The following is a 21,851-nucleotide window of genomic DNA, read 5'->3' on the forward strand; positions in this document are numbered from 1 at the left end:
TCAGAAACTCCGGGGCAACCCGAGCACCTGTGTCGCGAGGTAGTTGAGCAGAAGCTCCTCGGTCACGGGTGCCACCCTTCCGATACGGGCGTCGGCCAGCAACCTGGCCACCGGGTACTCCAGCGAGTACGCCATACCGCCGTGCGTCTGGAACGCGGCGTCGGCCGCCTCCCACGCGGCCTGGGAGGCGGTCAGCTTGGCGATGTTGGCCTCGGTGCCGCACGGCAGCTGCCGGTCGAAGGACCAGGCCGCCTTGTAGAGCATCAGCCGCGCCAGCTCGATCTTGGCCTTGACCTGCGCCAGCGGGAAGGCGATGGCCTGGTTGGCGCCGATCGGGCGGCCGAACACCTCCCGCTCCTTGGCGTAGCCGACCGCCACCCGCAGCGCCACCTCGGCGCCGCCCAGCGCGGAGGCGGCCAGCAGCACCCGCTCGGGGTTGAGGATGTCCCACAGCACGGCCGCGCCGCCGTCCACCTCGCCGACCACGCCGGCGGCGGGCACCCGCAGGTCGTCGACGAACACCATGTTGGACGGCGTGGTGTTCGCGCCCATCTTGGGGATCGGCCGGAAGGACAGCTGCCCGGCGGCGACCGCCTCGGGGACGTTCACCAGGAACACGGTCAGCCCGTGGGTGCGCGGCCTGGCCTCGGCCGCCGGGACCGTCCTGGTCACCAGCAGCATCCAGGTGGCGCGCTGCACGCCGGTGATCCAGATCTTCTGGCCGTTGAGCACGTAGTCGCCGCCGTCGCGGCGGGCCGAGGTGGTGATCGCCAGCGAGTTGGAGCCGGCGTCCGGCTCGGTCAGGGCGAAGCACGTCTCGACCTCGCCGGTGGCCAGCCGGGGCAGCAGCTCGGCCCGCTGCTCGGCGGTGCCGTGCCGGGCCAGCGTCAGCGCGCCGAAGCCGGGGGTGAGCACGTACGTGAAGGCCGAGCCGCCCGCCGCGCCCGAGCTCGCCAGCGTCTCGGTGGCCACGGCCAGCTCCAGCAGCCCCTGCCCGCCCCCGCCGTACTCCTCCGGCACGGCCAGGCCCAGCCAGCCGCCCTTGGCCAGGTCGGCCCAGACCTCCTCCGGCCAGCGCTTGTCGCTCTCGCACCGCTGCCAGTAGTCGAGGTCGTAGCGGGCGCAGATCTCGGCGACGCCGCGCTGGACGGCCTGGGCGCTCTCGGGAAGGGTGAAATCCATCACGCCATCGTAGAATCTCGTTCTGTTCAGGGTCGAGGTCTGCGGGCGTGGAAGACGAAGGCCGGGGGCGTGTTGCGCCACACCGTACGTCCGGGCACGACCTCCTCGAACCGCTCGGCCAGCAGCGCCCGGAACCGCCGGGCCGAGCTCAGCGGGATGGCGTGGATGTAGGAGAAGGTGGTGAAGGCCGCGCCGGGGCTCATCACCGACGTCACCGCGTCCAGCAGCTCGTGCTGCAGCCCCGTGGGGAAGGCCGCCCACGGCAGGCCGCTCACCACGACGTCGGCGTGGCTCAGCCCGCGCCCGGCCAGCAGCTCGCCCAGGCGCGCCGCGTCCGCGTGCGCCACGTCCACGGCGGGGAACCGCGCGGCGAGCAGCGCCGCGAGCCGCGCGTTCACCTCGACGGCCAGGTGGTGGCCGCGCCCGTCCAGCCGCTGCTGGATCTCCGCCGTGAACGGGCCCGTGCCCGGCCCGAGCTCCACCACGGTCGGCTCGCCGCGCTCCGGGATCGGCGCGCAGACGGCCGCGGCCAGCCGGCGCGAACTCGGGGCGACGGCGCCGATCACGGCGGGGGCACGCAGGAACTGGCCGAGGAACATCGCGGTGTCGTTGGACATGGCCCCGAACGTATCGGGAAGATCACCCTCTGCGCTCCCTCCTCTGGACGAACCTGCGGCCAGTAGGAGGAGACGGGGTCCTCCGCGCGGAGGATCAGGTATCGGTCGAGGGTGGATAGCGTGAGCCCATGCGTTGGCGTGGTGTGCCGCTCGATGTCCTGCTCGCGGCATCTGGCGTGGGGCTGGACCTGTTGACGACGGCCCACGCGGGCGACACCGCGTACCTGCCGGCGGCGATGAACATCCCCATGGCCCTCCTGGTGGGCCTGCCCATGGGGTTCGTCCGGCGACGGCCGCTGGCCGTCACCCTCTACCTGGCCGCCTTCCTCGTGCTCAGCGACCAGCTCGGCTCCTACACCTCCAACACCGCGCAGATCCTCATCTGCGTCGCGCTCGGCGTGGTCGGCTTCCGCGTCCCGGGGCGGGCCGCCCTGGTCGGCGTGGGCGCCACCGTCCTGGCCACGGCGGTCAACATCGCCGACCCCGGCATCGCGATGACCGGCAACACCTGGATGTACTCGGTGCTGTTGCCCGTCTTCCCCACCGTGCTCGGGGCCTACCTGCGCGGCTCGGCCGAGCGGCTGGAGGAGCGCGACGTCACGCCCGACGCGCTGCTGGCCGCCGGCGGCGTGGCCATCACCGTGCTCAGCACCTGGACCTCCTGGCACAGCGGCGCGCTGCCGGTGTGGGTGATCGGCCTGCTGGCCGTGGTCGGCGGGCTGTCGCTCGGCGTCGCCCGGCGCCTGCCCGGCCTGGTCCTGCTGCTGCAGGGCGTGCTGCTGATCGCCGCCGACACCTACCTCAACGACGCCGTCAACACCTGCCTGATCCTCACGCTCATCGCGATCGGCGTGTTCTCCATGCGCGTCGCCTCCTGGGCCTGGACGGGCGCCGCGTACCTCACCGGCTGCCTGCTGGCCGCCATCGCCGTCGTCGGCGACGGCACCGAGATCACCCCGCTCCGCGTCGGCGTGCTGATGACGCTGGTGGCCACGCCCATCGCGATCGGCCGCTACCTCGGCATGCGCCGGGCCGCCGCCGCCGCCGAACGCCTGCGCGCCGAGGAGTCGGCCCGGCTCGCGGTCGCCCAGGTGCGCGCCGACCAGCTCGCCGAGCGCGAGCGCATCGCCCGCGACGTGCACGACATCGTGGCCCACCACGTCGGCGCCATGGTGCTGCGCGCCAGCGCCGCCCGCTACACCGCGCCCGACGGGCCGGTCGCCGACGCGCTGTCCGACATCCGCGAGACCGGCCACCAGGTGCTGCAGGACCTGCGCGACCTGCTCGACCTGCTGCGCGACCCCGACCGCGGCCCCGACCTGCTGGCGAACCCGGCCGACGTGGTCCGCGAGTCCGCCGAACGCATGGCCGCCGCCGGCCTCGTCGTCGACCTCGACCTCGACCCGGCCAGCGACCGCGCCCCGCTCATCGCCCGCGCCTCCGCCGCGCGCATCGTCCAGGAAGGCCTCACCAACGTGCTCAAACACGCCGGACCCGGCACCCGGGTCCGCGTCACCGTGGCCCCCGCAGAGGAAGGGTTGTCCATCGAGATCCGCAACGGCCGCCCGCCCACCGTCATCGAGCGCCTGCCCTCCTCCGGCCGCGGCCTGGCCGGCATGCGCGAGCGGGTGCGCGCCCTCGGGGGCACCCTCAGCGCCGGCCCCGACGGCGACGGCGGCTGGCTGCTGCTGGCCAGCCTGCCCGCCAGGAGCGCCGCGTGATCCGCGTGCTGGTGGCCGACGACCAGGCGCTGGTCCGCGCGGGCGTGCGCATGTTGCTGCAGGCCGCGGGGGACATGGAGGTCGTGGGCGAGGCCGAGGACGGCGCCGAGGCCGTCCGCCTGGCCGAACGCCACGTGCCCGACGTCATCCTCATGGACCTGCGCATGCCCCGCGTCGACGGCCTGGAGGCGACCAGGCGGGTGCTGGCGGCCCGCCCGGGGGCCCGCGTGGTCGTGCTCACCACGTTCGCCGAGGACGCCGACGTGCACGCCGCCCTGCGCGCCGGCGCCGTCGGCTTCCTGGTCAAGGACGACGAGCCGGAACGCATGGTCGACGCCGTGCGCAGGGCCGCCGCGGGGGAGCAGCTGCTGGCCCCCTCGGTGCTGCGCCGGGTCGTGGAACGGTTCCTGGCCGCCGAGGAGCAGGCCGCCACGCCGCCGCCGTCCGGGCTGACCGAGCGCGAGCTGGAGGTGCTGGCCCTGGTCGGCACCGGCCTGTCCAACGCCGAGATCGCCGAGGAGCTGCACGTCGGCGTCACCACCGTCAAGACGCACATCGCCGCCGCCATGGACAAGCTCGGCCTGCGCAACCGCATCCAGGCCGCCGTGGTCGCCCACCGCTCCGGTCTCGTGGACGCCGCCTTCCGCCCGGTCCGTCCGCCACGTGGGGGACCGGGGGGTCATCCCGCAGGCTGACGACCGTATGCGGCCGCCCTCGACACGATATGGGTCCTTCGTTCGCAGAAAGGATCCACATCATGGGGGAGACACAGGTCATGCCGCGTCCCGGCACGACCCGGCAGGTGTCGGCGGGGCTGCTCTACAGCCTGCGCGTCGCCATCATCGCCCAGGCCGCAGCGCTGCTCGTGGCCGCCTCGTTCGCCGGGCAGGCCGTCTCGGCGGGCGGCGGGCCGGTGGCCGAGACGCACGTCATGGCGGGCATGGTCGTCCACCTGGTGGCGCTCGTGCAGATCGTGCTGGCGATCCTGGTCTGGCGGCCCGGCCGCGGCGCCGGCTGGCCGGTGTGGGCCAGCGTCGCGCTGTTCGTCGTCGGCGGCCTCCAGCACGTCACCTGGCTCTGGCTGGGCGCCCACCTGCCCAACGGGGTGCTGCTGTTCGGCCTCATCGGCGCGCTGCTGATCTGGTCGTGGTCGCCGTCGGCGTCGCGGCGCCGCTAAGGTCAGAGGTGTGTATGTGAAGATCTGCGGGTTGAGCGAGCCCGAGCACGTCGAGGCCGCCGTCGAGGCGGGCGCCGACGCCATCGGGTTCGTGCTCACCCGGAGCCCGCGCAGGGTCACGCCCGAGCGGGCGGCCGAGCTGGCCGCGCCGATCCCGGCCCACGTGCTCACCGTGGGCGTCTTCCGGGGCGAGACCCCCGAGGAGGTCCGGGCCGCCGCGCTGGCCTCGGGCGTGCGCGCCGTGCAGCTGCACGGCCACCACCCCCACGCCGACTTCACCGCGCTGAAAGACCTCGGCCGGCCGCTCGTGCGGGCCGTCGACGCCGCCGCCGACCTGCGGTGCGGCGCCTACGACGAAGACCTGCTCATCGTCGACGCCCCGCGTCCCGGCTCGGGGGAGCCCTGGGACTGGGCGGCGGTGCGCGGCCGCCCGTCCGGCCGGTGGATGCTGGCCGGCGGGCTCGACCCGGCCAACGTGGCCGAGGCCGTCGAGGCCGCCGGTCCGTGGGGGGTCGACGTGTCCAGCGGCGTCGAGACCGCGCCGGGCGTCAAGGACTCCGCCCTGATCAGGGCCTTCCTGCGGGCCGCGCGCGGTGGCTGACGAGCTGGCCCGGGCCCTTTCCTTCGTGCACGCCTTCGCCCGCCGCAAGGCGCCCGTCGTGGCGCCGGTCCCCGGCGGGTTCGCGGTGCTCGACGAGCGCTACCCGATGTCGCACGACGACAACAAGCTCGTCGTCCGGGGCGGCGGCCCGGGGCCGGTGCTCGCGGCCGCCGAGGAGCGGCTCGCCGGGCTCGGCCACCGGCTGGTGTGCGTCGACGACGACCGGCTGGGCCAGGAGTTCCGGCCCGCCTTCGCCGCCGCCGGCTACGGCCACGAGACGAACGTCGTCATGGCCTTCCGCGGCGCCCGCCCCTCGGCGGCCGCCGCCACCGAGCGGCTCACGCTGGAGGAGCTGCTGCCCGTGCTGCGCGAGGAGTGGCGCGCCTCGCTGCCGCAGGCGTCGCAGGGCGTGGTCGACGGGCTCGCCGCCCGCGCCGCGGCCCGCGCGTCCGGCGCGGACCGGGTCGAGTTCCACGCCGTACGCGCCCCCGGCGGGCAGATCGCCGCCCACGCCGACCTCTACGTGCACGAAGGCGTCGCCCAGATCGAGAACGTCTACACCCTGGAGCGCCACCGCGGCCAGGGCTTCGCCCGCGCCCTGATGACCGCGCTGCTGGCCGCCACGGCCGGCACCGAGCTGACGTTCCTGGTCGCCGACGCCGCCGACTGGCCGCGCGAGTTCTACGCCCGCCTCGGCTTCGAGCCGGTGGGCCACACCCACTCCTTCCTGCGCACCTGACCGCCCCGAGGAAGCCGGTGGCGCGCTCAGGCGCCCAGCCACCGGGCCAGGGCCACCGCAGTGGGGCCCAGCAGGGCCAGCACGGCTCCCGACAACGCGTGCACCACCGTGTACGCCAGCAGCGGCGTCCCGTTCCCCGACATCCCGCGCACCCCGCCCAGGACGGTCGCCAGGCCGTGCTGCCCGGTCACCGCGCCCAGCACCAGCGGCGGCGGCAACATCATCAGCTTGGCCCCCATGGCCAGCGAGATCACCACCGGCACGGCGGCCGTGGCGACCGCGCCCAGGGCCACCTGCCAGGCGTGCCGCCCCACCAGCTCCACCGCCGCCGGCCCGGCCGACAGCCCGAGCGCCGCCACGAACACGCCGAGCGCCACCTCGCCCACCACCCGCGCGGCGCCCGCGTCGTACTGCCCGAAGCCGGCCCGTCCGGCCCGCGCCCGGCCGAACACCAGCCCGGCCGCCAGGCACCCGAGCGACGCCGTCAGGCCGCCCGCCAGGCCCGCCACCAGTCCCGCCACGAGCCCGGCGGCCAGGTAGACGACGTCGGCCCGCCGCCCGGCGTCCGCCCGCGCCCCGAGCCAGGACGCCGCCCGGTCCACGTCCCGCTTCATCCCGGTCACCCGCACCACGTCACCGGCGCACAGCTCCGTCCCGGGCCTGACCGGCAACCGGCACCCCACCCGCGTCACCTCGCACACGTGCAGGTCCTGCACCCCCTGGCCGGACAGCCCGGCGCGCAGGTCGCGCACGGTCGCCGGCGGCCGGCCCCCGAGCATGACGTCGGCCACCTCCAGGTCCAGGTCGAGCTCCCGCCCGCCGGGCACCTCGGGCCCGACCACCGCGGCGGCGTTGACGACGTCCTGCCGCACGCCGACCACCACGACCTCGTCGTCCCGCTGCAGCAGCGTGCCGGGGCCGAACGGGATCGGCCGGCCGTTCCTGCGCAGCCGCTCCACCGAGACCCGGGTGCCCATCGCGATCTCCGCCTGCCCGACCGTCCTGCCCTCGCCGGTGGTGACCTGGTGGGCCCTGCCCAGCACGGCCGGCGGCGGCGTCTGCTCCGCGCCGTCCAGCCGCCGCCACAGCGCCGCGGCCTCCTCCCCGGGGTCGAACCGGAGCGCCGCGGGCGCGGCCCTGGCGGTCAGCAGCGCGATGGTGACCAGGGCGAGGAGATAGGACAGGACGTACGCGGGCCCGAGCGCCTGCTGCGCGATCCCGGCGGCCCGCAGGGTGTCGGCCGCCGTGCCCAGGGCCACCGGCCCGGCCGCCGCTCCGGCGACCAGCCCGGCCGTGGTGCCCGGGTCCAGCCCGAGCGCGTCCGCCGCCAGCGCCGCGACCGCCAGCGCCCCGACGACCTCGACGACCGTGAACCACAGGAACCGCAGGTTGCGACCGGAGAACGCGGCGAAGAAGGCGGGCCCGAGGGTGTAGCCGAGGGTGAAGGCGAAGATCGAGAAGGCGATCACGCGCACCTGCTGGTGGACCTCGACGCCGCCGGTCAGCAGCCCGACGGCGAGGGCGGCGGCCAGCGTCCCGGCCGCGCCGCCGAGGGCCACCCCGCGGAACCTGAGCCTGCCCAGGGCGAACCCGAGGGCCAGGCAGAGGAACAAGGCGATCTCCGGCGCGTCCCGCAGCACGCCGGACTCCCAGGGCCACATCCGATCCCCCCAAGGCAGGCCGGCAGCGCGGGGGGATCGATCATCCTGCCTTTTCCCGCCCCCACATGCCGCGAAACGCCACCAACCCGCATCGGCCCCGCGTCCATGCGGGGGAGTGCGGGCGGGGAATGGTCGCTGGTGGGGCGTCTGTGCCGGAGTTCTACGCAGTAGGGTCTCTGCGTGAGCGAAACTTCCGCCGAGGACCGGATCTGGACGGTTCCCAACCTGCTGAGCTTCCTGCGCCTGCTCGGCGTGCCCGTGTTCCTCTGGTTGGTTCTGGGGCCCAGGGCGGACGGGTGGGCCATCGCCATCCTCATCGTGGCCGGGTTCACCGACTGGCTCGACGGCAAGATCGCTCGTGCGTTCAACCAGACCAGCAAGCTCGGCCGGGTGATCGACCCGGCCGCCGACAAGCTGTACGTCTTCGCCACGATCCTGGCGCTGCTGCTGCGCGAGGTCATCCCGTGGTGGCTGGTGGCCGTCATCGTGGCGCGGGAGCTCTTCGTCGCCTGTTCGTTCCCCGTACTTCGCAAACACGGATATAAGGCACTTCAGGTGCATTTCCTGGGCAAGGCCGCCATGTTCAACCTCATGTACGCCTTCCCGCTGCTCTTCCTCGCCTCCCACACCGGGTGGTATGCCGATGTAGCGCGAATTGCCGGGTGGGCCTTCGCGATCTGGGGCACGGGCCTGTATTGGTGGGCAGGGATCCTGTATGTGGTGCAGGTGCGCCAACTCGTAACCGCGACCACGAAGGAGTGATCGGGTGAAGGCGGTCGTCATGGCGGGCGGGGAGGGGACTCGGCTGCGTCCGATGACCGCCAACCAGCCCAAACCTCTGCTCCCGGTGGCCAACCGCCCGATCATGGAACACGTCCTGCGCCTGCTCAAACGGCACGGCATCACCGAGACGGTCGTCACCCTGCAGTTCCTGGCCGCCCTCGTGCGCAACTACTTCGGCGACGGCGACGAGCTGGGCATGAACCTCCAGTACGCCACGGAGGACCTGCCGCTCGGCACCGCGGGCAGCGTCAAGAACGCCGCCGCCCGCCTGCGCGACGACCGCTTCCTGGTCATCTCCGGTGACGCCCTCACAGATATCGACTTATCCGACATGATCCGCTTTCATCGCGAAAATTCGGCTCTTGTCACCATCGGTCTGAAACGCGTTCCCAACCCGCTCGAATTCGGGATCATCATCCTCGACGAGAGCGGACGCGTTCAGCGGTTCCTGGAGAAGCCCACCTGGGGCCAGGTCTTCTCCGACACCGTCAACACCGGCATCTACGTCATGGAGCCCGAGATCCTCGACGCCGTGGCCGACGGCGAACCGGTCGACTGGTCATCAGACGTCTTCCCCGCCCTCCTGGAACGCGGCGCCCCCATCTACGGTTACGTCGCCGCCGGCTACTGGGAGGACGTCGGCACCCACGCCAGCTACCTCAAGGCCCAGGCCGACGCGCTGTCCGGCCGGGTCCGCGTCGACATCGGCGGCTTCGAGCTCTCCCCGGGCGTCTGGGTGGCCGACTCGGCCACGGTCGACCCCGACGCCGTCCTGAAGGGCCCGCTGCTGATCGGCGACTACGCCAAGGTGGAGGCGGGCGCCGAACTGCGCGAGTACACCGTGCTCGGCAACAACGCGGTCGTGCGCGAGGGCGCCTTCCTGCACCGCGCGGTCGTCCACGACAACGTCTACCTCGGTCCCGGCGCCCACCTGCGCGGCTGCGTGATCGGCAAGAGCACCGACGTCATGGGCGGCGCCCGCGTCGAGGAGAACGCCGTCATCGGCGACGAATGCGTCATCGAGGCCGAGGCGTACGTCTCCAGCGGCGTCAAGGTCTACCCGTTCAAGACCATCGAGGCCGGCGCGGTGGTCAACACCAGCGTCATCTGGGAGTCGCGCGGACAGCGCAACCTGTTCGGCCCGCGCGGGGTCAGCGGCCTGGTCAACGTCGAGATCACCGCCGAGCTGTGCGTCCGGCTGGCCGGCGCGTACGCCACCACCCTGCGCAAGGGCGCCTACGTCGTCACCTCCCGCGACTGCTCCCTGGCCGCCAGGGCGCTCAAGCGGGCCGTCATCGGCGCCCTGACCGCCGCCGCGATCAACGTCCTGGACCTGGAGGCCGCGCCGCTGCCCGTGGCCCGCTTCCACACCGCCCGCGAGTCGGCCGCCGGCGGCATCGCCCTGCGCACCACGCCCGGCGACCCGCAGAGCGTCGACATCGTCATCATGGACGACCGCGGCGCCGACCTGCCCCCGGCCGCCCAGCGCAAGCTGGAGCGCGTCTTCTCCCGCCAGGAGTACCGGCGGGCCTTCCCCGGAGAGATCGCCGAGCTGCACTACCCGGCCAGGGCCGTCGAGGGCTACACGCACGAGCTGATGCGGGCCATCGGCGTCACCGGCGTCAAGGACATGAAGGTCGTGGTCGACTGCGCCGGCGGCACCTCCTCCCTGGTGATGCCGACGCTGCTCAGCCGCGCCGGCGTCGAGGTGCTCACCGTCAACGCCCGGCTGGACGACGTCTCGCCCACCGAGACGCTGGCCGAGCGCCGCCGCGACCTGCAACGCCTGTCGGAGCTGGTCAGCTCCTCGCGGGCGGCGTTCGGCGTGCGCTTCGACCCGGTCGGCGAACGCATCGCGCTGGTGGACGAGACCGGCCAGCTCATCAGCGAGGAACGCGCCCTGCTGGTCGTGCTGGACCTGGTGGCGGCCGAGCGCCGGGGCGGCCGGGTGGCCCTGCCGGTCACCACCACGCGGGTCGCCGAGCAGGTCTGCCGCTTCCACGGCGTGCAGGTGCAGTGGACCTCGACCGCGCTCGACGCCCTGACCTCCGCCGCCCAGGGGCCCGACATGATCTTCGCGGCCGACGGGCGCGGCGGGTTCGTCGTGCCGGAGTTCAGCCCGGCCATCGACGGCCTGGCCGCGTTCATGCGCCTGCTGGGGCTGGTGGCCCGCACCCGGCTGTCGCTCAGCCAGATCGACGCCAGGATCCCCGAGGTCAAGCTGCTGCGGCGGAGCGTCCCGACCCAGTGGGCGGCCAAGGGCGCGGTCATGCGCTCGGTCATCGAGGCCGCCGAGGCCGAGCCCGACGGCTGGCGCGTGGACACCACCGACGGCGTGCGGGTCGCCCGCGACGACGGGTCGTGGGTGCTGATCCTGCCGGCCGCCGCCGAGCCGGTCACCGACCTGTGGGCCGAGGCCCCCGACATGGACGGCGCGCAGGCGCTGCTCGAACGCTGGGCCCGCGTGGTCGAGCGGGCAGCCGTCTGATCACGTAGAGTAGCGGAAAAGCCGTCGCCCGAGATGTGCGCGCGGAGTGCCGCAAGATCGTAATGTAGAAACGCGCGGCGGCATGGACCACGGGGTGGGGGCGGCGGTAACTTTGTCAGCGTCCGAACCGCAGTCCAGCGCCCCGCCTTGACCTTTGCCGCTGATCAGCGTAAGTTGCGGCATTCGCAAACTTGAAGAGCGAAGGCAGGCGCGTCCCCAGCACCGTCGCCGCGTCTTCGCGGTAGGAGGCCGAGCCGATCGATGCCGAGCGTCTACTGCACGCAGTGCGGGCACGCCAACCCCGAGGATGCCCGTTTCTGTTCCCGCTGTGGGTCACCGCTGACCAGACCCGAGGTCTCCGGGGACACCACGTCGACGATCTCGGTCGCGGGAATCGAGGCGTACGAGGCTGAGACAGGCGACATGCTCCTGGCCGAACGGGCGCTGGTCGAACAGCTCCCGCCCGGCACGGCGTTGCTCACGGTGACCAGAGGGCCCAACCAGGGCAGCCGGTTCCGGCTGGACAAAGACCTCACCACGACCGGGCGCCACCCGGAGAGCGACATCTTCCTCGACGACATCACCGTCTCCCGCCGCCACGTCGAGTTCTACCGCCACCGCGGCGGCCAGTTCTCCGTACGCGACGTGGGCAGCCTCAACGGCACCTACGTCAACCGGGAGCGCATCGAGGAGGTTCCCCTGCACTCCGGAGACGAGGTGCAGATCGGCAAGTTCCGCCTCGTCTTCCTGATGAGGGTCAACGCCGGCGCATGAGCTCACAGGCGGCACGCTCGCACATGAGCATCGGGGAGGTGCTCGCCCTGCTGCAGGGCGAGTTCCCCGACGTCACCGTGTCCAAGATCCGCTTCTTGGAGGGCGAGGGGCTGATCGAGCCCGAGCGCAGCCCCTCGGGCTACCGCAAGTTCACCCATCTCCACGTCGAGCAGTTGCGTTTCATCCTGACCGAGCAGCGCGACCACTACCTGCCGCTGCGGGTGATCAAGGACAAGATGGCCGAGAGCTTCGGCCGTCCGCGCGCGGTGCAGCAGACCCAGGAGATCCGGTACGACCGGGCCCAGCTGCTGGAGGCGGCCGGCATCGACGAGGAGACCCTCGCCGAGCTGGAGGACTACGGCCTGCTCGCCCCCGTGGCCAGGCGCTACGACGAGGAGGCGCTGAAGATCGCGCGCAGCGTCGGCGCCCTGGCCCGCTTCGGCCTGCACGCCCGCCACCTGCGCGCGGTCAAGGTCGCCGCCGAGCGGGAGTGCGGGCTGGTCGAGCAGACCGTCGCGCCCATACTCAAGCGCCGCGCGCCCGGCGCCATCGGCGAGGCCGACGAGGCGGCCAGGGAGTTGTCCACGCTCCTGCTCGATCTGCACGCCTCCCTGGTCCGCGTCGGCGTCAGGTCTGTCCTGGGCCGCTGAGGGCACAGAGCTGGAAGGCCGGGGCACATTCCAGGCCTGCCGGGTGTTACGTTGAAATGCATAAGCGTGTAGCAGAAACGACCCAGTCAACAGCTGTGCCGGGCGACCGGCCGGTCGAATACGGAGCAGCCCGTGTTGCAGATGGAGGTCGTGGGCGTTCGAGTTGAGATGCCCACAAATCAGCCGATCGTCTTGCTCAAGGAGGCACACGGGGAACGGTTCCTTCCGATCTGGATCGGCATGACCGAGGCGACCGCGATCGCCCTGGCGCAGGCCGAGGAGCCGCCGCCCCGGCCGCTCACCCACGACCTGTTCAGGGACGTGCTGAGCGCGCTCGGCGTCGGGCTGCGCGCAGTCAACATCGTGGCCCTGCGTGACGGCATCTTCTTCGCCGACCTGGTGTTCTCCAACGGAGTGGAGGTCAGCGCCCGGCCCTCCGACTCGATCGCCCTGGCGCTGCGCACCGGCGCGCGCATCTTCGCCAGCGAAGAGGTCGTCCAGGAGGCCGGTGTGATCATCCCTGACGACCAGGAGGACGAGGTGGAGAAGTTCAGGGAGTTCCTTGACACGATCACTCCCGAGGACTTCGGCAGGGCGGGGTAGGTATTTCAGTGCATTTACGCTTCACGACGCGCCGAGCCGGATCGTTGACTGAGCATGGTCACGGTCCTACGGTGCAAGTGAAACCCGTGGTCGCCCTTTACGAACCCCCAGATCAGGCCATGGGATGAGAGAAAGCCGGAGGTCCGCGTGGCGGTCAGCAGCGGCGAGGGAAAGACGGCCGGCCAGGAAGATCCGGTGCGGCGCGAGAGCGCGCGGCAGCGTGCCGGAGAGCAGGGCCTGCTCTTCGACGAGCAGCCCGCGACACTGCCCGACGACATCGGTTATCGCGGGCCAACAGCCTGCTCGGCGGCCGGCATCACCTACAGGCAGCTCGACTACTGGGCACGCACGGGCCTGGTCGAGCCCACGATAAGAGCCGCGCACGGCTCGGGCTCGCAGCGGCTCTACAGCTTCCGCGACATCCTGGTGCTCAAGGTCGTCAAGCGGCTGCTCGACACCGGGGTGTCGTTGCAGCAGATCCGCACCGCGGTGCAGCACCTGCGTGACCGCGGGGTCGCCGACCTCGCGCAGATCACGCTCATGAGCGACGGCGTCAGCGTCTACGAGTGCACCTCGGCCGACGAGGTGATCGATCTCCTCCAGGGCGGCCAGGGCGTGTTCGGCATCGCGCTCGGCCGGGTCTGGCGAGAGGTCGAGGGCTCCCTCGCGGAGCTGCCGGGGGAACGGGCGGCGGTCGAGGACACCGTCCCGGCCGACCATCCCGCTGACGAGCTCGCCAAGCGGCGCCGTGCACGCCGCACGGGGTGAGCTGAACCGCTGAACACACCGTAGTAATCTAGGACAGAGTAAGGCTGATGACCCCGTGCGGGAGAGTCCCTGGGCTTCGGTCCTGGGGCGCCGAAGGAGCAACCCTCCCCGGAATCTCTCAGGCATCCCGTACCGCTCGGGTGAGGCAACTCTGGAAAGCAGGTGCGCCCGCCAGGCGCACCTCACCGACGGTGCAAGCCCCACGGTGGGGTGAAGCTCTCAGGTCGCGATGACGTCGCGATGACAGAGGGGGAGATCCGGCACTCGCCCGCGCCCTGGCGCCGGTCTCCAAGCCTCGGGAGGCAACCTCCATGACCGACCTGTCCGCTCCGCCGTTCTCGTCCAGGCACATCGGCCCATCCGAGTCCGAGCAGCAGCGCATGCTCGAGGCCGTGGGCTTCGAGTCCGTCGGCGATCTGGTGGCCGTGGCCGTGCCCGAGGCCATCAGGGTCAAGGACCGGCTCAAGCTGCCGGCCGCCGCGAGCGAGACCGAGGCCATCGCCGAGCTGCGCGAACTGGCCTCCCGCAACCGGGTGCTGACCTCCATGATCGGCCTGGGCTACTACGACACCGTCACGCCCGCCGTCATCCGGCGCAACCTGCTGGAGAACCCGGGCTGGTACACCGCGTACACGCCGTACCAGCCGGAGATCTCGCAGGGCCGTCTGGAGGCGCTGCTGAACTTCCAGACGGTCGTCTCCGACCTGACCGGCCTCGACGTCGCCGGCGCGTCCCTGCTGGACGAGGCCACCGCCGCGGCCGAGGCCATGACGCTGGCCCGCCGGGCCGGCAGGTCCAAGAGCGACGTGTTCGTGATCGACGCCGACACGCTGCCCCAGACCAAGGCCGTGCTGGCCACCCGCGCCGAGCCGCTCGGCATCACGCTGACCGAGCACGACCTCGACGGCGAGCTGCCCGAGTGCTTCGGCGTGCTCGTCCAGTACCCGGGCGCCTCGGGCCGTCTGCGCGACTTCCGCGACGTGGCCGCCAGGGCGCACGAGGCGGGCGCGATCGTCGTGGCCGCCGCCGACCTGCTGGCCCTCACGCTCGTGGCCGCCCCCGGCGAGCTGGGCGCCGACATCGCCATCGGCTCCTCCCAGCGCTTCGGCGTCTCCTTCGGGTTCGGCGGGCCGCACGCGGCCTACATGTCCGTACGCGAGGGCCTGCAGCGGCAGATGCCCGGCCGCCTGGTCGGCGTGTCGGTCGACGTCGACGGCGACCCCGCCTACCGGCTGGCCCTGCAGACCCGCGAGCAGCACATCCGCCGCGAGAAGGCCACCAGCAACATCTGCACCGCCCAAGTCCTGCTGGCCGTGATCGCCGGCATGTACGCCGTCTACCACGGCCCCGAGGGCCTGCGCCGGATCGCGCACCGCGTGCACCGGCACGCCGTCGCGCTGGCCGGCGGCCTGCGCGAGGCCGGCCTGGAGGTCGTGCACGGCGAGTTCTTCGACACCGTGCTCGTCCGCGTGCCCGGCAGGGCCGCCGAGGTGGTGGCCGCCGCCGCCGAGCGGGGCGTCAACCTGTGGCAGGCCGGGGACGACCACGTCTCGATCGCCTGCGACGAGAAGACCGGCGCGGCCGAGCTGGTCAAGGTGTGGGCGGCCTTCGGCGTCGAGCGCGAGGAGGTGGCGCTGGAGGACGACGCGCTGCCGGCCGAGCTGCTGCGCGAGTCGGACTACCTGACCCACCCGGTCTTCCACAGCCACCGCTCCGAGACCGCGATGCTGCGCTACCTGCGCAGGCTCCAGGACAAGGACATCGCGCTCGACCGTTCGATGATCCCGCTCGGCTCGTGCACGATGAAGCTGAACGCGACCACCGAGATGGAGCCGATCACCTGGCCGGAGTTCGCCGGCGTGCACCCGTACGCGCCGGAGGCCCAGACCGAGGGCTACCGGGAGCTCATCGGCACCCTGGAGGGCTGGCTGGCCGAGGTGACCGGCTACGACGCGGTCTCCATCCAGCCGAACGCCGGCTCCCAGGGCGAGTTCGCCGGCCTGCTGGCCATCCGGGCCTACCACCAGGCCAACGGCGACACCGGGCGCGACGTGTGCCTGATCCCGTCCTCGGCCCACGGCACGAACGCGGCCAGCGCCGTCATGGCGGGCATGCGGGTCGTGGTCGTGGCCTGCGACAACGACGGGAACATCGACCTGGCCGACCTCGACGCCAAGATCGCCAAGCACCGCGAGAAGCTCGCCGCGATCATGGTGACGTACCCGTCCACGCACGGCGTGTACGAGGAGTCGATCACCGAGGTCTGCGCCAAGGTGCACGAGGCCGGCGGCCAGGTCTACGTCGACGGCGCCAACCTCAACGCCCTGGTGGGCCTGGCCAAGCCGGGCGAGTTCGGCGCCGACGTGTCCCACCTCAACCTGCACAAGACGTTCTGCATCCCGCACGGCGGCGGCGGCCCCGGCGTCGGCCCGGTCGCGGTCCGCGGCCACCTGGCGGCCTACCTGCCCGGCCACCCGCTGCGCGACGGCAGCCCGGTCGGCCCGGTCTCGGCCGCCCCGTACGGCTCGGCGGGCATCCTGCCGATCTCGTGGGCGTACGTGCGGATGATGGGCTCCGAGGGCCTCACGGCGGCCACCGAGCAGGCCATCCTGTCGGCCAACTACCTGGCCCGGCGGCTGGCCCCGCACTACCCGGTGCTCTACACCGGCCGCGGCGGCCTGGTGGCCCACGAGTGCATCGTGGACCTGCGCCAGATCACCAAGGAGACCGGCGTCACCGTCGACGACGTGGCCAAGCGCCTGATCGACTACGGCTTCCACGCGCCGACCATGTCGTTCCCGGTGGCCGGGACGCTGATGATCGAGCCGACCGAGAGCGAGGACCTGGACGAGCTCGACCGGTTCGTGGACGCCATGATCGCCATCCGCGGCGAGATCGCCAAGGTGGCCTCCGGCGACTACGACAAGACCGACAACCCGCTGCGCAACGCGCCGCACACGGCCGAGTCGGTCACAGCCGACGAGTGGGCCCACCCGTACTCGCGGACCGAGGCGGCCTACCCGGTGGCCTCGCTGCGCGAGGGCAAGTACTGGGTGCCGGTGCGCCGCATCGACCAGGCGTACGGCGACCGCAACCTGGTGTGCTCCTGCCCGCCGCTGGAGGCGTACGAGGACTGATCCGCCGCCGCGGGTCCCCGTCCGGGGGCCCGCGCCGGGCCCGGCCCAGTCCTACACCGTCAAGTGAGCAGACATGATCGCGACGAGCCGTTAGGCTCGGTGCGATCCGTCGCCGGAAGGAGCTCTCTTGACGTTCTCAGAGCTGGAGACCCCACCTCTCGACACCGCCCGCCGCCTGGCCGAGGGCGGCGACCTCGAGGGTGCGGCGGCGATACTGACCGAGCTGGTCGCCGACCACGACAGCCCCGACCGGGCCCAGGCGGCCGTGGGGCTGGCCGTGGTGCTCGACGAGCGCGGCGACACCGAGGCCGCCCGAGCCGCGGCCCGCACCGCGCTGGCCACCGGCCATCCCGAGTACGCCGCCCAGGCCGCCTGCCACCTGGCCCAGGGCTTCGAGCGCGAGGGCCGCGACGACCAGGCCAGGGCCGCCTGGCAGGCCGTGCTCGGCGTCGGCACGCCGGCCTACGTCCCGCTGGCGCACCTCGCGCTGGCCCGGCTGGCCGGCAGCCCGCAGGAGGCCGACAAGGAGCTGCGCTCCGCCCTCGACGCGAGCCTCGACGCCGGCGACGCCGAGGCCGCCGCGCACGCGGCCCGCCAGCTCGCCGAGACGCTGCTGGAGTACGGCGACCCGGGGGAGGCGGCCGGGCTGCTGCTGGACGCGCTGGAGTTCGCCCCGGCGCGGGAGCTGCCGGGGCTGCGGGTGCTGCTCGGCATCGCGCACCTGGAACTGGCCTGCGCGGAGTTCGCCGAGGCCGTCGAGAGCGGGGCCGACCCCCAGACGGGGGCGCTGGCCATCGAGCTGCTGGCGCGCACGCTGCCGCTGCGCGGGCGCACCGAGGACGCCGGCCAGGTGTGGACCTACGGCCTCGAACACGAGGACCAGACCATGGCCGCCGAGGTCCGGCTGCGTTTTCACCGCGACACCTGACCGCCGCGGAGGGGTTCTCCACCGCGCCCCCGGACCGCGGCCGGAGGGGACTCAGCCGCGGCGCATGACGGCCACGGCGGCGGCCACGTTGATGGCGACGATCGCCAGCCACGTGATCGTCAGGCCGACCAGCCCCGAGTTGCCGGCCGCGATGGCGGTCAGCGGGATGCCGAGGCCCATCGAGCCCAGCGCGATGGGGATCATCGCCGCGCCGCTGTTCTGCCGCTGCCTGGGCTTGGCCGGGGCGAGGCCGTGGCCGTCCAGCTCGGCCTGGACGCGGGCGGCGATGGTGGCGTCGAGCCGTTCGACGAAGGACTCGACGAGCGCGGCCTCGTAGTCGGGGCCGAGGTCGCGGCGGGCGTCGAGGGTGGCCTGCAGGTCATCCCGGATGGGGCGCATCTCTGGCATAAGGGTCATCATCCCGGTTGTCCGGCGCGCCGTCATCAGACCTGGGAGCCAACGGCGGATCCTCCCCAGGTACGGTGCTGCCATGGAGATCATGACTCCGAGGGGGCCGGCGCTGGTGCAGGTCGACGAGGCGGCCGAGCCCCGGCTGCTGCTGGTGCTGACCCACGGCTCGGCCGGGGGAGTGGACGCGCCCGATCTGGTGGCCGTCCGCGACGCCGCACTCGGGGTGGGCGCGACCGTGGCCAGGGTGTCGCAGGCGTTCCGGGTCGCGGGGGCGCGGGCGCCGGGCTCGGCCGCCAGGCAGGACGAGGCATGGGAAGTGGTGCTGGGCGAGCTGCGCGCCGGATGGCCGGGGTTGCCGCTGGTGCAGGGCGGCCGGAGCAACGGCGCCCGGGTGGCCTGCCGTACGGCCTCGGCGGTGGGCGCGGCGGCGGTGGTGGCGCTGGCCTTCCCGCTGCACCCGCCCGGCAAGCCGGAGCGGTCCAGGGCCGAGGAGCTGCGCGGGGCCGGGGTGGACGTGCTGGTGGTCAATGGGGACCGGGATCCGTTCGGAGTGCCGGATCCCGCGGACTGCGCCCGGCTGGTGGTGCTGCCGGGCGAGGGCCACGACCTGAAGCGGGACCCCGCCCGGGTGGGCGAGGTCGTGGCCCGGTGGATCGGCGGTTACGCCGCCGTCAGGCGGCGCCCACCAGGGGGTCGGGCCGGTGCGGCGCGATGACGGTGCCGCTGGGCAGGAGCTCCCCGGTGTCCTCGAACAGGACGACGCCGTTGCAGAGAAGGCTCCACCCCTGCTCGGGGTGGCATGCGAGGGTGCGTGCTGCCTCGCGGTCCGGCGCCTCGGCAGACGGACAGGCCGGGTCGTGCGGGCACATCGGCGTGCCTCCGATATCTCGTGGGTGCTCCCGGGAGAGGGACGGGAGCGGCTCGGGTTTGTTGTTCTGGCAAGTGTGCGACGTATGTCACACGGTCCGACATAGCCCGTTCGGACTGTTACAGGAGGATCCCCCGGTCGTGTGACCTTCGACACAGCGTGCCTTATGCAGGATAACGGGCCAAGCGCGACACGCGCACTACGTTTGCAACCCCTTGAGCAAAGCGTCGAGCCCTCTTTCGAAGTCCACATCTGCCCTTTCGTCCCGCCTGACCCATTCATCGACTTCTGGGTCAGCCCATCCTGATTGCTGGACTTCGACCGCCACGCTGCCGAACACGAACGCCCGCAGCGCGCGCACGGCCTCCGGGGCGTCGCTCAGGCCGCCTTCGGCGAGTTGCTCGGTCTGCTCCCTGATGGCGACGGCGGTGGCGCCCTTGGGCGGCTTGGTCAGGGCCAGCGCGAGCACGCCCGGATGCTCGCGCAGCAGCTCCCGACCCGCCCGGCACCACGCCCTGGCCGTCTCCTGCCAGGTGGCCGCCTGCTCCACGTGCACGGACGTGACGTGCTCGGCCAGCGCGTCCATCAGCGCCTCCTTGCCGCGCGGCAGGTGGTGGTAGATGGCCATGGCCTCCACCTCCAGGGCGTCGCCCAGCCGGCGCATGGTGAGCCGGCGCAGCCCCTGGCTGTCGGCGATGTGGAGTGCGGCCTCGATGATGCGCTCGCGGGAGAGTGGGACGGGAGGTCTCTTTGCGGGCATGGTGATCATCTTACTGGGCGGCCCCGTCCGTCGCCCGGTGTTCTGAGGCGGTGTCGGACGGCGTACCCTTGTGGGTTGAACAGCAAAGACTGCGTGAAGGGCAGGGTCGATGGCGTTTTTCCGTCCGCGGGTGAGCCGGGAGGCCGAGGTTCGCTACCACGCGGACCAGGAGATCTCCAAGGGCTTCCCGCAGCTGCTTGACAAGGCCAGGCAGGCCGAGCAGATCGTGCGCGACCTGCGTGCCGCCGCGGCCGACGAGATCGAGCTGCTGGCGGCGGGCCGGGCGTTCGACGTCGCGCTGACCGAGGCGCTGCGGGCCGCCGAGGCCGGGCAGCGGGCCACGTTCGGCGTGCGTTCGTACGACAACCGCATCGCGCGCCGCAAGGCCAGGGCCACCCCCCGCGGGGCCATGTGGACGGCCGAGGTCGACCGGCTGCGCACGCTGCGCGAGGAGAACCGGATGTGGGGCATCCCGCGGGTGCCCCGGCCGGTGCCCGCCACCCTCTGAACCGTCTGACCGAAGGCACACGAGAGCCCCGGCGCCGTGGGTGAATTTTAGGGGTCGTCGCAACACGCATGATCAATTAGCGGCTGCGAGCAGCATAGCGAGACGCTCGGCTGGGGTTTCCCAGTCGAGCGTCTTTCGTGGTCTGGAGTTCAATTCAGCGGCGACGGCGTCGAGCTGGTCGCGGGTGTGGACCGACAGGTCCGTGCTCTTGGGGAAGTACTGGCGCAGCAGGCCGTTGGTGTTTTCGTTGGAGCCGCGCTGCCAGGGGCTGGCCGGGTCGCAGAAGTAGACGGGCATGTTGGCGGCGATGGAGAACTCGTGGTGGCGGCCCATTTCGCTGCCCTGGTCCCAGGTCAGGGAGCGCTTGAGATGGGCGGGCAGCGTGGCCATGGTCTCCACTAGGGCGTCGCGCATACGCTCTGCGGTGCGGTCGACCGGCAGGTGGACGAGCATGACGTAGCGCGTGGTGCGCTCGACCAGCGTGCCGATCGCCGACAACTGGTTCTTGCCAATGATCAAGTCGCCTTCCCAGTGGCCCGGCACAGCGCGGTCGTCGGCCTCGGCAGGCCGCTCGCTGAGCATCACCATGGGCGTGCTGTAGCGGGGCTGGCGCTGCTGGGCCAGCCGGCGCGGCTTGCGCATGGTGCGGCCGGTGCGAAGGGCTCGGGTCAGCTCGCGGCGCAGCTCGCCGCGGCCTTGGACGTAGAGAGCCCGGTAGATGGTCTCGTGGCACACGTGCATCTCCGCCCGCTCGGGATAGGTCCGGCGCAGGCTCCGGACGATCTGCTCCGGGCTCCAGCGCTTGTGCAGGCGGTCTTGAATGTAGGCCTGTAAGTGCGGGTTCTGCCCGATCTTGCCGGGCTTGGGACGTGGCCGGCGCTCGTTGGCTCGGGCCTGGGCCGCATGTGGCCGGTACTGGCCGTTGGTGGGGTGCCGGTTGCGGCGGATCTCCCGGCTGATGGTCGAGGGCGCACGGCCCAGCTCACGCGCGATCTCTCGGATCGACGCCTTCTCCCGCAGCCTGTCAGCGATGTGGATCCGCTCGTCTTCCCGCAGGTAGCGGGACGGGCCAGAAGGGGGCTCCGCCGATCGATTGACCGGCGGAGCCCCCTTCTTGTTCGACTTGTTCGGTCTCCAGCCGTTGCGCCACCGCTTGCCGGTCCGGTAGTTGATCCCGACGAGCCGACACGCTTCCTGACTGCTAAGACCTTGATCCATAAGGCGGAAGTATTCCTCCCGCTCACGGGTCAACTTCGTCCGGCCCTGCGGCGCTCGGCTCTTGCGGATCTCGAACGCTTCCATCGCACTCCCCAGGCTGGGGTGTTGCGATGATCCCTAGAACGGAAGGAAGGGGCACGGGGCTCGGGGAGTGCGTCGGACCTAGATGGTTGAGTCCAAGGGGTCGGGGTGATCAGTGGTCGTAGCGGGTGAGTGATCTCTTGATCGGCTGTCCGGTGTGATCGTTGTGCCAGATG

General features: G+C 72.3%; 22 protein-coding genes and 1 riboswitch. Of the genes, 15 read left to right on the forward strand and 7 right to left on the reverse strand.

Going from position 1 to position 21,851, the window contains the following annotated elements; all coding sequences use genetic code 11:
• Together ABZ444_RS41335 and ABZ444_RS41340 are read right to left on the reverse strand one after the other, a co-directional pair.
• Positions 1-1,182 carry an acyl-CoA dehydrogenase family protein gene (locus ABZ444_RS41335; protein ID WP_358009345.1) on the reverse strand — a complete coding sequence of 394 codons (1,182 nt, stop codon included), beginning with the start codon at positions 1,180-1,182 and terminating at the stop codon, positions 1-3.
• Between the two features lie 26 nt (positions 1,183-1,208).
• Positions 1,209-1,799, reverse strand: a complete 591-nt coding sequence (locus tag ABZ444_RS41340) for an SAM-dependent methyltransferase (RefSeq protein WP_358009347.1) — start codon at positions 1,797-1,799, stop codon at positions 1,209-1,211.
• Between the two features lie 128 nt (positions 1,800-1,927).
• On the opposite strand from ABZ444_RS41340, the gene ABZ444_RS41345 reads away from it, so the two are divergent.
• From ABZ444_RS41345 to ABZ444_RS41365, 5 genes are all read left to right on the forward strand, one after another.
• Positions 1,928-3,520: a histidine kinase gene (locus ABZ444_RS41345; RefSeq protein WP_358009349.1), complete on the forward strand. Its 1,593-nt coding sequence runs from the start codon at positions 1,928-1,930 to the stop codon at positions 3,518-3,520.
• Entirely contained in the window at positions 3,517-4,215 is a 699-nt protein-coding gene (locus ABZ444_RS41350; protein WP_358009351.1) for a response regulator transcription factor, read from the forward strand. Before ABZ444_RS41345 ends, ABZ444_RS41350 begins: the two co-directional genes overlap by 4 nt.
• A 62-nt stretch (positions 4,216-4,277) precedes the next feature.
• The gene (locus tag ABZ444_RS41355) at positions 4,278-4,697 is read left to right on the forward strand and encodes a hypothetical protein (RefSeq protein WP_357975597.1); all 420 of its coding nucleotides are present in this window, start codon (positions 4,278-4,280) and stop codon (positions 4,695-4,697) included.
• 10 nt (positions 4,698-4,707) lie between these two features.
• The gene (locus ABZ444_RS41360) at positions 4,708-5,298 is read left to right on the forward strand and encodes a phosphoribosylanthranilate isomerase (RefSeq protein ID WP_352325620.1); all 591 of its coding nucleotides are present in this window, start codon (positions 4,708-4,710) and stop codon (positions 5,296-5,298) included.
• Complete coding sequence (locus ABZ444_RS41365) at positions 5,291-6,037, forward strand: GNAT family N-acetyltransferase (RefSeq protein ID WP_358009353.1); 747 nt, start codon at positions 5,291-5,293, stop codon at positions 6,035-6,037. The genes ABZ444_RS41360 and ABZ444_RS41365 overlap by 8 nt, the downstream gene beginning before the upstream one ends.
• A gap of 26 nt (positions 6,038-6,063) precedes the next feature.
• Here the strand turns inward: ABZ444_RS41365 and ABZ444_RS41370 are convergent, their stop codons facing one another.
• Positions 6,064-7,698, reverse strand: a complete 1,635-nt coding sequence (locus tag ABZ444_RS41370) for a hypothetical protein (protein WP_358009354.1) — start codon at positions 7,696-7,698, stop codon at positions 6,064-6,066.
• Positions 7,699-7,878: 180 nt separating this feature from the next.
• On the opposite strand from ABZ444_RS41370, the gene ABZ444_RS41375 reads away from it, so the two are divergent.
• The 8 genes from ABZ444_RS41375 to ABZ444_RS41410 all read left to right on the forward strand — a co-directional run bounded on the left by ABZ444_RS41375 (position 7,879) and on the right by ABZ444_RS41410 (position 17,829).
• A complete protein-coding gene (locus ABZ444_RS41375) occupies positions 7,879-8,460 on the forward strand; it encodes a CDP-alcohol phosphatidyltransferase family protein (RefSeq protein ID WP_358009355.1) in 582 nt (193 codons plus the stop codon).
• Positions 8,461-8,464: 4 nt separating this feature from the next.
• Entirely contained in the window at positions 8,465-10,969 is a 2,505-nt protein-coding gene (locus ABZ444_RS41380; protein ID WP_358009357.1) for a mannose-1-phosphate guanyltransferase, read from the forward strand.
• 261 nt (positions 10,970-11,230) lie between these two features.
• Positions 11,231-11,743, forward strand: a complete 513-nt coding sequence (locus ABZ444_RS41385; protein ID WP_352325615.1) for an FHA domain-containing protein — start codon at positions 11,231-11,233, stop codon at positions 11,741-11,743.
• Positions 11,744-11,766: 23 nt separating this feature from the next.
• A complete protein-coding gene (locus ABZ444_RS41390; protein ID WP_358009359.1) occupies positions 11,767-12,393 on the forward strand; it encodes a MerR family transcriptional regulator in 627 nt (208 codons plus the stop codon).
• A gap of 132 nt (positions 12,394-12,525) precedes the next feature.
• A complete protein-coding gene (locus tag ABZ444_RS41395) occupies positions 12,526-12,996 on the forward strand; it encodes a bifunctional nuclease family protein (RefSeq protein WP_090771501.1) in 471 nt (156 codons plus the stop codon).
• Between the two features lie 147 nt (positions 12,997-13,143).
• Positions 13,144-13,764: a MerR family transcriptional regulator gene (locus ABZ444_RS41400; RefSeq protein ID WP_358009361.1), complete on the forward strand. Its 621-nt coding sequence runs from the start codon at positions 13,144-13,146 to the stop codon at positions 13,762-13,764.
• Positions 13,765-13,812: 48 nt separating this feature from the next.
• Positions 13,813-13,909, forward strand: a riboswitch (glycine riboswitch).
• A 166-nt stretch (positions 13,910-14,075) separates the two neighbouring features.
• Positions 14,076-16,901 carry an aminomethyl-transferring glycine dehydrogenase gene (gene gcvP / locus ABZ444_RS41405; protein ID WP_358009363.1) on the forward strand — a complete coding sequence of 942 codons (2,826 nt, stop codon included), beginning with the start codon at positions 14,076-14,078 and terminating at the stop codon, positions 16,899-16,901.
• Positions 16,902-17,028: 127 nt separating this feature from the next.
• On the forward strand, positions 17,029-17,829 hold the full coding sequence (locus tag ABZ444_RS41410) for a hypothetical protein (protein ID WP_358009365.1): 801 nt from the start codon (positions 17,029-17,031) through the stop codon (positions 17,827-17,829).
• A 51-nt stretch (positions 17,830-17,880) separates the two neighbouring features.
• Here ABZ444_RS41410 and ABZ444_RS41415 read toward each other — a convergent pair whose 3' ends face one another.
• On the reverse strand, positions 17,881-18,237 hold the full coding sequence (locus ABZ444_RS41415) for a hypothetical protein (protein ID WP_358009367.1): 357 nt from the start codon (positions 18,235-18,237) through the stop codon (positions 17,881-17,883).
• A gap of 82 nt (positions 18,238-18,319) precedes the next feature.
• On the opposite strand from ABZ444_RS41415, the gene ABZ444_RS41420 reads away from it, so the two are divergent.
• On the forward strand, positions 18,320-18,955 hold the full coding sequence (locus ABZ444_RS41420; RefSeq protein WP_358009369.1) for an alpha/beta family hydrolase: 636 nt from the start codon (positions 18,320-18,322) through the stop codon (positions 18,953-18,955).
• Here ABZ444_RS41420 and ABZ444_RS41425 read toward each other — a convergent pair.
• Together ABZ444_RS41425 and ABZ444_RS41430 are read right to left on the reverse strand one after the other, a co-directional pair.
• Positions 18,912-19,109 (reverse strand): DUF5999 family protein, encoded by a 198-nt coding sequence (locus ABZ444_RS41425; RefSeq protein ID WP_125637444.1) that lies wholly within the window; start codon positions 19,107-19,109, stop codon positions 18,912-18,914. The genes ABZ444_RS41420 and ABZ444_RS41425 overlap by 44 nt on opposite strands.
• Positions 19,110-19,307: 198 nt before the next feature.
• A complete protein-coding gene (locus ABZ444_RS41430) occupies positions 19,308-19,868 on the reverse strand; it encodes a TetR/AcrR family transcriptional regulator C-terminal domain-containing protein (protein ID WP_357975627.1) in 561 nt (186 codons plus the stop codon).
• Between the two features lie 109 nt (positions 19,869-19,977).
• Here ABZ444_RS41430 and ABZ444_RS41435 point away from each other — a divergent pair, with 109 nt between their 5' ends.
• Positions 19,978-20,376, forward strand: a complete 399-nt coding sequence (locus tag ABZ444_RS41435) for a hypothetical protein (protein ID WP_358009371.1) — start codon at positions 19,978-19,980, stop codon at positions 20,374-20,376.
• A gap of 72 nt (positions 20,377-20,448) precedes the next feature.
• On the opposite strand, the gene ABZ444_RS41440 is transcribed toward ABZ444_RS41435, so the two are convergent.
• Positions 20,449-21,678 carry an IS30 family transposase gene (locus ABZ444_RS41440; protein WP_358009373.1) on the reverse strand — a complete coding sequence of 410 codons (1,230 nt, stop codon included), beginning with the start codon at positions 21,676-21,678 and terminating at the stop codon, positions 20,449-20,451.
• Between the last annotated feature and the right edge of the window lie 173 nt (positions 21,679-21,851).

The organism is Nonomuraea sp. NPDC005730, assembly GCF_040630865.1.
Lineage (GTDB): Bacteria > Actinomycetota > Actinomycetes > Streptosporangiales > Streptosporangiaceae > Nonomuraea.

Bases quoted from the DNA above. Each gene is read 5' to 3' on its own strand.
- ABZ444_RS41335 (WP_358009345.1), bottom strand. From the start codon at position 1,182: ATGGATTTCACCCTTCCCGAGAGCGCCCAGGCCGTCCAGCGCGGCGTC.
- ABZ444_RS41340 (WP_358009347.1), bottom strand. From the start codon at position 1,799: ATGTCCAACGACACCGCGATGTTCCTCGGCCAGTTCCTGCGTGCCCCC.
- ABZ444_RS41345 (WP_358009349.1), top strand. From the start codon at position 1,928: ATGCGTTGGCGTGGTGTGCCGCTCGATGTCCTGCTCGCGGCATCTGGC.
- ABZ444_RS41355 (WP_357975597.1), top strand. From the start codon at position 4,278: ATGGGGGAGACACAGGTCATGCCGCGTCCCGGCACGACCCGGCAGGTG.
- ABZ444_RS41370 (WP_358009354.1), bottom strand. From the start codon at position 7,698: ATGTGGCCCTGGGAGTCCGGCGTGCTGCGGGACGCGCCGGAGATCGCC.
- ABZ444_RS41385 (WP_352325615.1), top strand. From the start codon at position 11,231: ATGCCGAGCGTCTACTGCACGCAGTGCGGGCACGCCAACCCCGAGGAT.
- ABZ444_RS41390 (WP_358009359.1), top strand. From the start codon at position 11,767: ATGAGCATCGGGGAGGTGCTCGCCCTGCTGCAGGGCGAGTTCCCCGAC.
- gcvP (WP_358009363.1), top strand. From the start codon at position 14,076: ATGACCGACCTGTCCGCTCCGCCGTTCTCGTCCAGGCACATCGGCCCA.
- ABZ444_RS41415 (WP_358009367.1), bottom strand. From the start codon at position 18,237: ATGCCAGAGATGCGCCCCATCCGGGATGACCTGCAGGCCACCCTCGAC.
- ABZ444_RS41420 (WP_358009369.1), top strand. From the start codon at position 18,320: ATGGAGATCATGACTCCGAGGGGGCCGGCGCTGGTGCAGGTCGACGAG.
- ABZ444_RS41425 (WP_125637444.1), bottom strand. From the start codon at position 19,109: ATGTGCCCGCACGACCCGGCCTGTCCGTCTGCCGAGGCGCCGGACCGC.
- ABZ444_RS41430 (WP_357975627.1), bottom strand. From the start codon at position 19,868: ATGCCCGCAAAGAGACCTCCCGTCCCACTCTCCCGCGAGCGCATCATC.
- ABZ444_RS41435 (WP_358009371.1), top strand. From the start codon at position 19,978: ATGGCGTTTTTCCGTCCGCGGGTGAGCCGGGAGGCCGAGGTTCGCTAC.
- ABZ444_RS41440 (WP_358009373.1), bottom strand. From the start codon at position 21,678: ATGGAAGCGTTCGAGATCCGCAAGAGCCGAGCGCCGCAGGGCCGGACG.